The organism is Streptomyces sp. D2-8, from assembly GCF_023184515.1.
Lineage (GTDB): Bacteria > Actinomycetota > Actinomycetes > Streptomycetales > Streptomycetaceae > Streptomyces.
In genome coordinates, this window is the sequence record NZ_JAAHBP010000001.1 from 284,111 (window position 1) to 297,110 (window position 13,000).

12 protein-coding genes are annotated in these 13,000 nt (G+C 72.2%); 10 read left to right on the plus strand and 2 right to left on the minus strand.

Going from position 1 to position 13,000, the window contains the following annotated elements:
* The first annotated feature begins 13 nt into the window (after positions 1–13).
* Complete coding sequence (locus G3I77_RS01220; protein ID WP_248501435.1) at positions 14–1,171, plus strand: glycosyltransferase family A protein; 1,158 nt, start codon at positions 14–16, stop codon at positions 1,169–1,171.
* A gap of 45 nt (positions 1,172–1,216) precedes the next feature.
* Here G3I77_RS01220 and G3I77_RS01225 read toward each other — a convergent pair whose 3' ends face one another.
* Positions 1,217–3,250 (minus strand): hypothetical protein, encoded by a 2,034-nt coding sequence (locus G3I77_RS01225; RefSeq protein ID WP_248501436.1) that lies wholly within the window; start codon positions 3,248–3,250, stop codon positions 1,217–1,219.
* Positions 3,251–3,597: 347 nt separating this feature from the next.
* Between G3I77_RS01225 and proB the strand changes: the two genes are divergently transcribed.
* The 5 genes from proB to G3I77_RS01250 all read left to right on the plus strand — a co-directional run bounded on the left by proB (position 3,598) and on the right by G3I77_RS01250 (position 8,582).
* Complete coding sequence (gene proB, locus G3I77_RS01230; RefSeq protein WP_248501437.1) at positions 3,598–4,704, plus strand: glutamate 5-kinase; 1,107 nt, start codon at positions 3,598–3,600, stop codon at positions 4,702–4,704.
* 130 nt (positions 4,705–4,834) lie between these two features.
* Positions 4,835–5,293, plus strand: a complete 459-nt coding sequence (locus G3I77_RS01235) for a hypothetical protein (RefSeq protein ID WP_248501438.1) — start codon at positions 4,835–4,837, stop codon at positions 5,291–5,293.
* 72 nt (positions 5,294–5,365) lie between these two features.
* On the plus strand, positions 5,366–6,652 hold the full coding sequence (locus tag G3I77_RS01240) for a glutamate-5-semialdehyde dehydrogenase (protein WP_248500522.1): 1,287 nt from the start codon (positions 5,366–5,368) through the stop codon (positions 6,650–6,652).
* A gap of 167 nt (positions 6,653–6,819) precedes the next feature.
* Positions 6,820–7,422: a hypothetical protein gene (locus G3I77_RS01245; protein WP_248500523.1), complete on the plus strand. Its 603-nt coding sequence runs from the start codon at positions 6,820–6,822 to the stop codon at positions 7,420–7,422.
* Between the two features lie 89 nt (positions 7,423–7,511).
* Positions 7,512–8,582: a hypothetical protein gene (locus G3I77_RS01250; RefSeq protein ID WP_248500524.1), complete on the plus strand. Its 1,071-nt coding sequence runs from the start codon at positions 7,512–7,514 to the stop codon at positions 8,580–8,582.
* A 98-nt stretch (positions 8,583–8,680) separates the two neighbouring features.
* Here the strand turns inward: G3I77_RS01250 and G3I77_RS01255 are convergent, their stop codons facing one another.
* Positions 8,681–9,802: a M48 family metallopeptidase gene (locus G3I77_RS01255; protein ID WP_248501439.1), complete on the minus strand. Its 1,122-nt coding sequence runs from the start codon at positions 9,800–9,802 to the stop codon at positions 8,681–8,683.
* A gap of 125 nt (positions 9,803–9,927) precedes the next feature.
* On the opposite strand from G3I77_RS01255, the gene G3I77_RS01260 reads away from it, so the two are divergent.
* The 4 genes from G3I77_RS01260 to G3I77_RS01275 all read left to right on the plus strand — a co-directional run bounded on the left by G3I77_RS01260 (position 9,928) and on the right by G3I77_RS01275 (position 12,991).
* Complete coding sequence (locus G3I77_RS01260) at positions 9,928–10,086, plus strand: hypothetical protein (RefSeq protein WP_248500525.1); 159 nt, start codon at positions 9,928–9,930, stop codon at positions 10,084–10,086.
* Between the two features lie 164 nt (positions 10,087–10,250).
* Positions 10,251–10,415 carry a hypothetical protein gene (locus G3I77_RS01265; RefSeq protein ID WP_248500526.1) on the plus strand — a complete coding sequence of 55 codons (165 nt, stop codon included), beginning with the start codon at positions 10,251–10,253 and terminating at the stop codon, positions 10,413–10,415.
* A gap of 85 nt (positions 10,416–10,500) precedes the next feature.
* Entirely contained in the window at positions 10,501–11,241 is a 741-nt protein-coding gene (gene nadD / locus G3I77_RS01270) for a nicotinate-nucleotide adenylyltransferase (RefSeq protein WP_248500527.1), read from the plus strand.
* 16 nt (positions 11,242–11,257) lie between these two features.
* On the plus strand, positions 11,258–12,991 hold the full coding sequence (locus tag G3I77_RS01275) for an LCP family protein (protein ID WP_248500528.1): 1,734 nt from the start codon (positions 11,258–11,260) through the stop codon (positions 12,989–12,991).
* Positions 12,992–13,000: the final 9 nt, after the last annotated feature.

Sequence of the window (13,000 nt, forward strand, 5' to 3'; positions counted from 1 at the left end):
CGCGTACGAAGCGATGCCGTATCTGATCGAGTGCCTCGCGTCCGTCGAGGCACAGACCATCGATCCGATGCGCCTCGAGGTCATCGCGGTGGACGACGGTTCGACGGACGGAACGGGGGAGTACCTGGAGGAGTTCGCCGCGCGAGCTCCCATGCACGTCCTGGTGATCCGGCAGGAGAACTCCGGCGGCCCCAGCGGCCCGCGCAACGTGGGCCTGGGCAAGGCCACCGGGCGCTACGTGTTCTTCCTCGACGCGGACGACCGGCTGGGCCCCGAGGCCCTGGAGCGCATGGTCGCCATGGCCGACCGCGCCGGCACGGACGTGGTGCTCGGCAAGGTCGAGGGCGTCAACCGCTCGGCGCCGAAGTCCATGTGGGGCAAGACGGTGGAGCGGACGGACGTCTTCTCCTCCAACATCAAGTTCACCCTCAGCGCGCAGAAGCTGTTCCGCCGCGCGCTGCTGGACCGGCACGGCATGCGCTTCGACGAGTCGCTGTTCACCGGCGAGGACGCGCTGTTCACCATGGAGGCGTATCTGCGGGCGGACGGCGTCTCCGTGGTCGCGGACCACACCTGCTACTACCTGGTCGGCCGCGACGACGGCAAGCACGTGACGAAGAGCGGCAGTTACACGCTGCGCTTCGACTCCGCGCGGGCCCTGATGGACCTCATCGCCGACCTCGTCCCGGCGGGCGGCCGGCGCGACCAGCTGATGGTCCGGCCCTTCCTCGTCACGCTGTTGCCGCAGTTCGGGCCCAAGTACCTGACGGACAGCGAGGAGATACGCCGGCACAAGTTCGAGCTAGCCGAGCCGCTGATGGACACCTACTGGACCGAGGGCGTCGCCCGGCGCCTCAAGGTCCACGAGCGGCTGCGGCTGCACCTGGTCGCCGAACAGCGTCCCGAACTGCTCCTGGACGTGGTGAAGTTCGTCAAGGCCAAGAAGCAGGCGGCGGCCCTCCTGGAGCGGAAGGGCCGCCGTGTGTACCTGGCCTACCCGCACTTCCGGGACCGCGCCGCCGGCGTCCCGGACTCGGTCTACCTTGCCGAGCCCCGGGAGGCCCGCGCCTTCCCGGGCTACCGCGAGGGCGGCGTCGACACGTTCGTACGCCGGGCCGTGCGCAAGGCGCGGCGGGTGCTGACGTCGCGGGAGGTACGGCAGGCGGCGTGACCGCGCGCGCCGCCGCTCAACACGGCGCCACTGCGCGCCTGCCGCTCACCGCGGCGCGGTCGGGACCTCGGCCGCGGTGCGCTGACCGGGCACCGCGGCCAGGCGCTCCGCCACCCGTACCCGGTGGTCCCGGGCCGCCCCGCACAGCGCCCGGACGGCGTCGTTGAAGCGCTCCTGTGACGACGGCTCCGCCGGGCCGAGCAGCCGCAGCTTCAACTCGGCGCGCGCCTCGGCCAGTTCGTCGCGCTCCGGGTTCCGGACGGCGTCCAGCAGGCCCGGCACACCGGCCGCGTCCGGCGTCAGCACCGTCGCCGCCACGACCGTCGGGAACGCCGCACGGAAGGCGTCCTCGGGCAGCCCGCTGGTGTTGGCCACGGCGTACGGCTTCGCACTCGCGAGGAAGTCGCTGATCACGCTCGACACATCGCTGATCAGCAGGTCGGCCACGTTGAAGCAGGAGTACAGCGTGGGCCGGACGTCCGTGATGATCTGGTGCTCGCCCTCCGGCAGCGAGGCCCAGTACGCCTCCTCCCACTCGGCCGTCGCCCGCGCCACCGCCTCCGCGCGGCCCGGCTCGGGCGCCGACTGCACCAGCATCCGCTCCACGGTGTCGGCCCCGGACCGGAAGGCCGACGTGGTCAGCCGGTCCAGCTCGGCGGTGCAGCGGGTGAGTTCCGCGCTGTCGGCGGGGCGCGCCCCCGTCCGCTCCCGGTTGGCCGCCCGGATCAGCTCCCGGATGCGCAGATCGGCCGCGCCCGCGCGCGGGTCCACCGAGCCCGTCAGCGGGTGCGGCTTGTACAGCAGCCGCACGCCCGGGTCGGCGAGCAGCGCCCGCACCAGGTTCTCGCCGGCCGCGATCACCGACGTGTTGCCGGGGTTGCCGTCCCAGCCCTCCCAGGTCGGCGCGTACAGCACGGTCGTGCACGCCCCGGCCGGCGGTCCCGCGTACGGCAGCACGCCGTCCAGCTGCGGGCGGCCCGTCTCCACCACGTCCTTGTCCTCGACCCCGACCTCGGCCAGCGCGTACCGCTCGCGCGCGGCGGGCCCGGCCACCCACACCTCGTCGTACGCCTTCGCGTCCGGGTTGCACGAGGACAGCTTGTCGCTCTCGCCGTGGTTGACGAAGGTGTGCTTGATCGTGGGGATGCGCAGCACCTGGGAGGTCTTGCCGGAGTTCGACGGGTGGATGAGGACCTGCAGCGCGGAGTGCTCCAGGCGCATCAGCGTCGACACCTTCGGCAGGCACACGATCGGGATGTCCGTCGCCGCGATCTTCTGCACCATGAACCGCTCGCGCAGTATGATCACCGGCCTGCCGTCCAGCCCGGCGAGCGGCTCCAGCCACATGTTCGCCTGGTAGGCCGAGGCGGCGCCGCCCGAGAAGTACAGGCCGACGGTCGGCCGGTACGAGGCCAGCCACGCGTCGAACCAGTCGAGCACCTCCTGCTCGCCCGCCGGGCGACGGCCCGGCAGCAGCCGCAGAAGCAGCGCCCCGAGGCCGGTCAGCCCGAGGGCCAGGGAGAGTGCGATGCCGGCGGCCGCGTACACCGGCCGGTCTCCCGCCGCGCTGGCCAGCAGCCCGGCCGTCGCCGGCAGGCCGAACACCAGCAGCCGCTGTCCGGGGCGGCACAGCAGCACGGACGGGGCCGGGGTCAGCCGCAGCGCCGAGGCGTCGATGTTCCGGGTCACCACCGGCAGGGTGCGGGTGCGGCGCACCAGCACGGAGACCGCCTGGATCGCGCAGTGCAGCACGTAGAAGACGAGCAGCCCGGCCACCAGCGGGGCGTACACCGTCTCCCGGTCCTGCTCGCCCAGCCGCAGCAGGGCCACGACCAGCAGCAGGTCCCGCAGGACGTGCCGCACGGTGATGTCCGCGTGCGACTTGGCGAACAGCGACAGGACCCCGCGCTGCCACCGGTACAGGGCGCCCTCGGTGGCCAGGGAGACGGCCGTCGCGGCGAGCAGCAGCGGGACGTGGGGCAGCAGCGCCGCGACCGCCTGTGCGGCGAACGCGGCGGCCAGGACGACGGTGACCAGCCCCTTGAGGAGGGCCTGTGGACGGGGGAGAGGTACGGGCACTGCGGTCACTCCAGGAGCGTCGGGTCGGCGCAGGTCGGCCGTCCGGGTTAACGCGCGGCGACCTCCCGACGACACGCGCGTGTCGTCGGGGCGTGGGGGCGGCTGCCGTCGCACGTGTGGTCGGACCGTAGCGGAAGATCGTGTTCCTGTCGCGGGGTGGGGTCGAGGAAGGGCGACAGGCCGTGGAGTGGGGGCGAAGGAGGGCGGCAGCGCTCCCGTGACGCGGGCGGCACCGTCCGTAGCGTGGACCGGCGCCGCACCCCGTCCGGGCGTCCCGTAGATTTCCTGGTGAGGGACCGAATCGACGCGAGGGGACGGACGGCGACGTGGCAGGGGCAAGGCAGGCCGTGGGCGAGGCCCGCAGGATCGTCGTCAAGGTCGGGTCCTCCTCGCTGACCACCGCCTCGGGCGGCCTGGACGCGGACCGCGTGGACGCGCTGGTCGACGTCCTCGCCAAGGTCCGCAGCGGCGGGGAACGCGAGATCGTCCTGGTCTCCTCGGGCGCCATCGCCGCCGGCCTCGCCCCGCTGGGCCTGCGCCGCCGCCCCAAGGATCTTGCCCGGCAGCAGGCCGCCGCCAGCGTCGGCCAGGGCCTGCTGGTCGCCCGGTACACCGCCTCCTTCGCCCGCTACGGCGTCCGCGTCGGCCAGGTCCTGCTGACCTCCGACGACATGAGCCGCCGCTCGCACCACCGCAACGCCTCGCGCACCCTCGACAAGCTGCTGGCGATGGGCGCCTTCCCGATCGTCAACGAGAACGACACCGTCGCCACGGACGAGATCCGCTTCGGCGACAACGACCGCCTCGCCGCCCTCGTCGCCCACCTCGTCCACGCCGACCTGCTGGTCCTGCTGTCCGACGTGGACGGCGTCTACGACGGAGACCCCGCGCGGCCCGGCACCTCCCGTATCGGCGAGGTGCGCGCCCCTGCCGACCTCGCGGACGTCGAGATCGGCAGCTCGGGCAAGGCCGGTGTCGGCACCGGCGGCATGGTCACCAAGGTCGAGGCCGCCCGGATCGCGGCCGCCGCCGGTGTCCCCGTCGTCCTCACCAGCGCCATCCACGCGGCCGACGCCCTGACCGGCCAGGACACCGGCACCTTCTTCCACCCCACCGGCAAGCGCTCCGCCGACCGGCTGCTGTGGCTCCAGCACGCCTCCACCCCGCAGGGCGCGCTGACCCTGGACGACGGTGCCGTGCAGGCCGTCGTGGACCGCCGCAAGTCGCTGCTGCCGGCCGGGATCGCCGCCGTCGAGGGCGAGTTCAACGCCGGCGACCCGGTCGAGCTGCGGGACCGCACGGGGCACGCCGTGGCCCGCGGGCTCGTCAACTTCGACGCCAAGGAGATCCCCCGGCTGCTCGGCCGCTCGACCCGGGAACTGGCCCGCGAACTCGGACCCGCGTACGAACGCGAGGTCGTACACAGGGACGACCTGGTGGTCCTGCACCCGTAATGGGCCGAAACGTCCGCCCCCGGTGGTGGACGTTCCGCAAAACCGCCACGCGATCCCTTGCGGCCTGCTCAACTTTGTCCCAGGGACCTAGCAGCAGCGCCACTGTGCAAAGGAGGCCGTCGTGAGACGAGTGCGCCCTGGGACTCAGGCGTCCCGCGGTGGTGCCGGCTCCCGCGCGGCCGGTGAGGAGCGTGCCCTGGCGAGCGTGGCGGCCGGGGACCGGTTCCAGGGCGAGGAACCCGGCGACACCCCGCGACTGTGGCACGTCACCCTCAGCGTCTCCGGCAAGGAGGCCCCGCTCCCGGAGGTCCGGCGCGCCCTGGAGCAGCTGGCCCACGACCACCCCTTCTTCCTGACCAGCAGATACGCCGTCGACCACGCGGAGATCCGCTACTGGGAGGAGGCCCGCGACCTGCACGACGCGGCCGCCGTCGCCCTGCGCCTGTGGGGCGAGCATCGGCAGACCGCCGGGCTGCCGCCCTGGGAGATCGTCGGCCTGGAGGTCATCGACCGCGCGACGTACCACCAGCGCATCGCGGAGGGGTACGGGCCGCCCCCGGCCTCGCCGGTCGGAGTTCACCCGTTTTGACCCGGTCCGGGAATCGTCTCGGGGTGTGAAACGCGCGATGAACGGATCCGCCCGGCGCACTACCCTTCCCTCATGACCACGCTTTCGCCGTACGACTCCATGTCCCCGGTCACCGAGGCCGCCTACCGCGCCAAGGCCGCCGCCGCGACCCTCGCGCCGCTGCCCCGGGCCGAGAAGGACGACGCGCTGCTGGCCATCGCGGACGCGCTGGAGGTCCGTGCGAGCGAGATCGTCGAGGCCAACGCCAAGGACGTCGCCAAGGCCCGCGAGGCCGGCATCAGCGAGGGCATGATCGACCGGCTCACGCTCACCCCCGAGCGGATCCGCGCCATCGCCTCCGACGTGCGCGACGTGGCCGCGCTGCCCGACCCGGTCGGCGAGGTCGTCCGCGGCTCCACGCTGCCCAACGGCATCGACCTGCGCCAGGTCCGCGTGCCGCTCGGCGTCGTCGGGATCATCTACGAGGGCCGGCCGAACGTCACCGTCGACGCCGCCGCCCTCTGCCTGAAGTCCGGCAACGCGGTCCTGCTGCGCGGCTCCTCCTCGGCGTACCAGTCGAACACCGCCCTGGTGCGCGTCCTGCGCGACGCCGTGGGCGGGGCCGGGCTGCCCGCCGACGCCATCCAGCTGGTGCCCGGAGAGAGCCGCGACAGCGTGCGCGAGCTGATGCGCGCCCGGGGCCTGGTCGACGTGCTCATCCCGCGCGGCGGAGCCTCCCTGATCAACACGGTCGTCCAGGAGTCCGTCGTCCCGGTGATCGAGACCGGCACCGGCAACTGCCACGTCTACGTCGACGCGCAGGCCGACCTCGACATGGCCGTCGAGATCCTGATCAACTCCAAGGCCCAGCGGGTCGGCGTCTGCAACGCCGCCGAGACCCTGCTGGTCCACCAGGACATCGCCGCCGCGTTCCTGCCCCGCGCCCTGGACGCCCTCGCGGAGGCCGGGGTCACCGTGCACGCCGACGAGCGCGTGCAGGCCTACGCCAAGGACTCCAAGGCCACCGTCGTCGAGGCGACGGCCGAGGACTGGGAGACCGAGTACCTGTCGTACGACATCGCCGCCGCGGTCGTGGACTCGCTGGACAAGGCCGTCGAGCACATCCGGCTGTGGACCTCCGGCCACACCGAGGCGATCGTGACGACCTCCCAGCAGGCGGCCCGCCGCTTCACCCAACTGGTCGACTCCACCACCGTCGCCGTGAACGCCTCCACCCGCTTCACCGACGGCGGCCAGTTCGGCTTCGGCGCGGAGATCGGCATCTCCACGCAGAAGCTGCACGCCCGCGGCCCCATGGGCCTGCCGGAGCTGACCAGCACGAAGTACATCGTCACCGGGGACGGGCACGTACGGCGCTGAGCCGCGCTTCCCCGGGTACCGGACCATGCGCGAGAACGCATGGTCCGTGCCGGGTCACCCGGGTGGCGCAGGTGCGCGCGGCGGAGTGCCCGGGCGGGCGTGCGCCGTCCTGAACCCCGTGGAAGCCGTCTCATCCGGCGGATGAATTTCCATACCGTCTGCCCAAATTGACCCCCCAGGTCTACTCTGGATCCGTGCCGGAGGACGTGGGGGGCACGCCGTTTCCGGACGGCCGGGAGCCCGACGACGACCACGACCGCGGGGTGTCGGACGAAGAGTTCGCCTCCGTGGTCTTCGACGAGGCCTTCGTACGCGCGGCCGTGGTGCACGAGCCGACCGCGGTGGAGCGCCTCCTGGCCGCGGCACAGGCGAGAGCCGAGGCCTCCGAGGCCGAGGCGCGCCGCGCCCACACCAGAGGCGAACGCTACGACGACGGGTACGGCCCGGACCGGCGTGGCGATTTCGGCCATGATCCGGACTCCGACGAGCTCGACGACCCCGACGTCCTCGAAGACCACTACGGCAGCACGGGGCCGTACTCCAAACAGGTCCGCTGGCACCGCCCCGTCGCCTGGCTGCTCGCCCTCGTGATGGGCATCGGAATGGTCGCCCTGGCCTTCACGGCGGTCTACCGGGGCGCCTCCTCCAACCGGGAGGAGCCCGCTCCGCCGCCCGCCTCGACCGGGCTGGAACAGAGCAGCGGAGCGGCCCCCTCGGCTTCCGCCGACTCCTCCCCGCCGGCCGTCTCGGTGATCCCCCGCAGCCCCTGACCTGAACCCGCCCATCTTGGTGAGAACCTGTCAGAAGTTGTGGAGCAGCGGGGCGTTTACCCGAGCTTCAGGCGACCTACCCTGAAGATATGGGCGGGCCTGGAAACCCACCTGAGGGGACTCCCGAGGGCGCCCCCGGAGGTGGAGAGGACGAGTACCGATCCGTCGTTTTCGACGAGTCGTTCGTCCGTGCTGCCCGCCTCCAGGAGTTCTCCGCGCAGGAGCGCATCGCCGACCACGCGCCCGCCGTACGGCGTCGGCCGCCCCTGCGCCGGGGCCTGTCCCGGCAGGCTCTGGTCCTGGTCCTGCTGATCGCCGTCGCCTTCGGCACCGCGATCTACATGGGCGTGCGGCACCCCTACGAGGCCCCTGCCGCCCGGGAGCCCATCGAGCCCCTGCGGATGACCGTCATCCCGCTCGCCCCCGAGGGCAAGGTGCCCGGCACGGCCGACCTGGCCTACCTGTACGAGCGCAGCCCCGCCGCACAGTTCCGGACCGGCGCGGAGGGCGTGCCGCTGCCCGCCTCGCGGCGCACCGCGCACTTCTCGGACAGCCAGGTCGTGAGCGCCCTGACCACCGCCAAGGACTACATCGTGCGGTCGGCCCTCGACCCGGAGGTGCTCACGGGCGGTGAGGTCCGCGCCGTCCGCGTGCTGCTCGACCCCGACCAACTGGACCAGTTCGACCAGAGCTTCGCCCGCCCCACCGCCGACGGACGCCACGCGCCCACCGGCTGGCTGGTCCGCTTCGACCCCTCGCGCGCCGAGCTCGCCGACCCCAAGGTCCGGGTCCAGGGCACGCTGCAGGCCGCCGAGGCCGACTCGTCCACACTCGAGGTCACCGCCGACCACACGTTCGTGTACGCGCTGCGGCCGAACGGGGCCGGCGACAAGGAGAAGGTGTCCCTGTTCACCCTCCGGCGCGAGCTGCACTTCCGCTTCGACCGCGACGACCTGCGGCTGCACCAGGCCCAGCTCGTCGTCTCCTACGTCCAGGCCGGCCCGCTCTCCTGCGCCGAGGACTCCACGAACCATCTCCGGCCCCTCCTGGCCGGCCAGACGGCCAAGGAGGGCGGCCCCGCGGGCACCGACCCCTACGCCACGGGCAGCGCGACGGCCCTGTGCGGCTCTCTGGCGACGAGCGCCCAGCCGAAGGTGTGAGCCCGGGCGAAGGTGTGAGCCGGGCCTGCCAGGGCCTTGTGGGCGGCATGGGCGCCCTTGTCGCGCCCAGCCCTTGTCGCGCCCAGCCCTTGCCGTGCCTAGTCCTTGTCGTGCGGAGGCCTGTCGTCCCCCGAGGAGTCCGGTGTGCCCGTCTCCGGCCCCTGGGGCGGCTTCGGGGACGCGCCCGTGAAGCCGCCGAAGCCGCGGCGGACCCGGTCGCCCAGGTCGCCGGCGCCGCCCGCGAGGTCCGTCACCAGCTTCATCAGCGGGTCCTTGGAGCCCTTCACGTGGGTGGTGTAGTGGTTCGCCGATTCCCGCCAGGAGTCCCGGACCGAGGTGTCCTTGTCCTCGTCGCGCCGCGGGTAGTGGCCGTCCATGATCCGCTGGTAGTCCCGCGACTCGGCCCACTTCTTCAGCTCGGCCGCCCGCACGGTGGTGAAGGGGTGGGAGCGGGGCATCACGTTCAGGATCTTCAGCACGGAGTCGCGCAGGTCGCCGCCCGCCTCGTACTCCTCGGCCTGGGCGAGGAACGCGTCCACGTTCATCTCGTGCAGGTGGTTGCCGCCCGCGATCTTCATCAGACCCCGCATGGAGGCCTGCAGATCCTGCCCGACCAGCAGCCCGGCCCGGTCCGCGGACAGCTCCGACTTGCGGAACCACTCGCGCAGCCCGGTCACGATCGCCATGATCGCGAGGTTGCCCAGAGGGATCCAGGCGACCCGGACGGCGAGGCTCGTCAGGAACAGCAGGATGGTCCGGTAGACGGAGTGGCCGGACAGCGCGTGCCCCACCTCGTGCCCGACGACCGCCCGCATCTCCTCCTCGTCGAGCAGCTCGACGAGGCCCGTCGTGACGACGATGATCGGCTCGTCCAGGCCGATGCACATCGCGTTGGGCTGCGGGTCCTGGTTCACGTACATCGGCGGGACCTTCTCCAGGTCCAGGATGTAGCAGGCGTCCCGCAGCATCACGTTCAGATGGGCGAACTGCTGGTCCGAGACCCGCACCGAGTCGGACAGGAACAGCAGCCGCAGACTGCGCTCGGGCAGCAGACCGCTGAGCGCCTTGAACACCGTGTCGAAGCCGCTCAGCTTGCGCAGGGCCACCAGGGCGGAGCGGTCGGCGGGGTGCTCGTACGTGCGCGAGGAGATCCCGGGGAAGCGCCTGCGCTGCCTGCTGGGCACGTGCTCGTGCCCGTTGTGCTCGTGGCCGTCGGACATGTCTTCCCCCATGCGTCTGGTGTGACCTTTGCGGCCCCTTGTGCGGCCTTTTGCTTTCCCCGAGGCAGGGCCCAGCCTAGGCGGAGTTACGGTGGTCGGGCAGTACAGCGAAGGAGACCACCGCCATGGAGCACCACCGCGTGTCCGCCTGGTTCGCCGAGGCCGCGAGCGCCGCCGAGCGGCAGGGGCCGGGGTGGCTGCGGATCGTGCTGATCGTGATGATCCTCGGCTGTGCGCTGACCGCGTGGCTCCTGCTGCGTGGCTACAGACGGAAGGACGACTGAGGCCGGGCGAAGGTTCCCCGCCGCGCTGCGGGGCCGGGCCCGGCGGCGGCACGTGTGACCGCCCGGGGCACGAACAGGCGGAGTCGGGGTGATCGCGGAACGGGCGCCCGCTTACGATGAGCCGACGTCTTTATCCCGCCCACACGCGATAGGTCCTGCCGAAGATGAGCTTCCACAGCACCGCTGCCCAGTTGGTCACCCTCGCCGCCGAGGGCGAGGAGCACGGCGGAAACCACGAGAGCCTCAACCCCTACCTCACGGGTGGTGCCGCACTCTTCATCCTGCTCCTCCTGCTGTGGATCACCACCCGCTTCAACCGCGACCGCTGAGACCGGCGGGGCATCCCGCGGAGGATGCCCGGGGGACCACGGGGGCGGCCGGAGCCCTCAGGCAGGGCCGGTAGGGTCTGCACGCATGGGAGAGCAGGACATGCCTACCGGTCCGGCGAACGAGACGCCGCACGACCCGGCACAGGACACGGCGAGCGGAACCGAGCGACACTCGGAGCCCCGCCGTGCCTCCGCGGTGGCCCACCGGACCGGCCCCGGAGAGAGCCCTTCGAGCCCGGGCAAGCGCCGTCTCGGCGTCATGGGCGGCACCTTCGACCCGATCCACCACGGGCACCTGGTGGCGGCCAGCGAGGTCGCCGCGGCCTTCCACCTCGACGAGGTGGTCTTCGTCCCGACCGGCCAGCCCTGGCAGAAGACCCACCGCAGCGTCTCCCCGGCCGAGGACCGCTATCTGATGACGGTCATCGCGACCGCCGAGAACCCGCAGTTCTCCGTGAGCCGCATCGACATCGACCGCGGCGGCCCCACCTACACCGTGGACACCCTGCGCGACCTGAGGGCGCTCAACCCCGACACGGATCTGTTCTTCATCACCGGCGCCGACGCGCTCGCCCAGATCCTGACCTGGCGGGACAGCGAGGAGCTGTTCTCCCTGGCGCACTTCATCGGAGCCACCCGGCCGGGCCACCAGCTGGACGACTCCGGACTCCCGGAGGGCGGTGTCTCGCTCGTGGAGGTTCCCGCCCTGGCCATCTCCTCCACGGACTGCCGTGCGAGAGTCGCCAAGGGCGATCCCATCTGGTACCTGGTGCCGGACGGTGTTGTGCGCTATATCGACAAGCGCGAGCTGTACCGCGGCGAGTGAGCCGAGAGGGGCACCGGTGAACGACCGATACGACCCGGGGTACGGGGGCGACCAGTACGAGCTCGTCGGCTACGACGAGTACGGCCAGCCTGTCTACCGGCAGGTCCGGACGCAGCAGACCCAGCAGCAGACCTACGACCCGTACACCCAGCAGGGGCAGCCCGGGCAGCAGCACCAGCAGGGCTACGGCTACGACCCCTACGCGCAGCAGGGGCAGCAGTTCCAGCAGCAGTCCCCGCCCGCGTACGACTACGGCACGGGCGGGCAGCCCGCCTCCGACTACGGCTCCTACGACCCGTACGGCACCGCCCCGCACCAGGGCGGCCCCGCGCAGGGCGCCCCGCACGACCCCTACGGCCAGGGCGCCGCCGGGGCCACCGGCCGGCAGCCCCGGGTCGCCGAACAGACCGCCCGGCAGACCGCCCACATCCCGCAGCAGGCCGGCCCGGCCCACGACCAGGCGGCCGCCGCCGAGCCGCAACGGGACCACCACACCGAGCAGTTCGCCTTCGTCGAGGAACCGGACGCCAACTCCGAAGACGTCATCGACTGGCTGAAGTTCACCGAGAACCGCACCGAACGCCGCGAGGAGGCCCGGCGCCGGGCCCGCAGCCGGATCGTCGCCCTGGCGGTCGTCCTCGCGCTCGTCGCGGCCGGCGGCGTCGGCTACCTCTGGTACGCGGGGAAGCTGCCCGGCCTGTCCTCCGAGGACTCCAAGGCGGGCACCGCGACGGCCGCGGGCGCCCAGAAGCGCGACGTGATCGTCGTCCACCTGCACGACACCAAGGGCGGCGGCACCTCCACGGCCCTCCTCGTCGACAACACCACCACCAAGCGGGGCACCACCGTCCTGCTGCCCAACTCCCTCGCCCTGACCAGCGACGACGGCACCACGACGACGCTCGCCAAGTCGGTCGAGGACGACGGCTCCGACGGCACCCGCGACGCGCTCGACACGGTCCTCGGCACCGACATCGAGGGCACCTGGCGCCTGGACACCCCCTACCTGCAGAACCTCGTCGACCTCGTCGGCAACATCGACGTCGACACCGACGCCGACGTCCCCGACCCCGCCGCCAAGAAGAAGGGCGAGGCCCCCCTGGTCAACAAGGGCCAGGACCAGACCCTCAGCGGCAAGATGGCGGTCGCCTACGCCACCTACCGCGCTCCCGGCGAGGCCCAGAACGCCCAGCTGGAGCGCTTCGGGCAGGTCATGCAGGGCGTCCTGCGCAAGATGTCCTCCGACCCGCAGGCCGCGACGACGACCATCCAGACCCTGGCGCAGATCCTCGACCCGTCCCTCACCGACAAGGACCTCGGCACCTTCCTCGCCGGGCTCTCCGACCTCGCCAAGGGCGGCGACGTCAGGACCGACCTGCTGCCCGTCCAGAACGACGGCACGCTCAGCGCCCAGGCGAGCGCGGGTGTGGTCAAGAACGTCCTCGGCGGCACCGCCAAGAGCCCCGACAAGGACGCCGCCGTCAGCGTCTCCGTCCAGAACGCCACCGGCGTCAAGGACAACACCGAGAAGGCCCGCGTCGTGCTCCTCAACGGCGGCTTCACCTTCCTGGAGAGCGGCACCGGCACCGCCCAGGCCGCTTCCAAGGTCGTCTACTCCGATGCCGCCGCCAAGGCGAACGCCGCCGAGGTCGCCAAGACCCTGGGTCTGCCCGCGGGCTCCGTCACCAAGGGCAAGACCTCCGCGAGCGCCGACGTCTCCGTGATCCTCGGCCAGGACTACAAGCCGTAGTCCCACCGG

Coding starts and splice junctions, on each gene's coding strand:
- G3I77_RS01265 (WP_248500526.1), top strand. CDS start 10,251: ATGAGCTTCCACAGCACCGCTGCCCAGTTGGTCACCCTCGCCGCCGAG.
- G3I77_RS01220 (WP_248501435.1), top strand. CDS start 14: ATGCCGTATCTGATCGAGTGCCTCGCGTCCGTCGAGGCACAGACCATC.
- G3I77_RS01250 (WP_248500524.1), top strand. CDS start 7,512: ATGGGCGGGCCTGGAAACCCACCTGAGGGGACTCCCGAGGGCGCCCCC.
- G3I77_RS01240 (WP_248500522.1), top strand. CDS start 5,366: ATGACCACGCTTTCGCCGTACGACTCCATGTCCCCGGTCACCGAGGCC.
- nadD (WP_248500527.1), top strand. CDS start 10,501: ATGGGAGAGCAGGACATGCCTACCGGTCCGGCGAACGAGACGCCGCAC.
- G3I77_RS01260 (WP_248500525.1), top strand. CDS start 9,928: ATGGAGCACCACCGCGTGTCCGCCTGGTTCGCCGAGGCCGCGAGCGCC.
- G3I77_RS01255 (WP_248501439.1), bottom strand. CDS start 9,802: ATGTCCGACGGCCACGAGCACAACGGGCACGAGCACGTGCCCAGCAGG.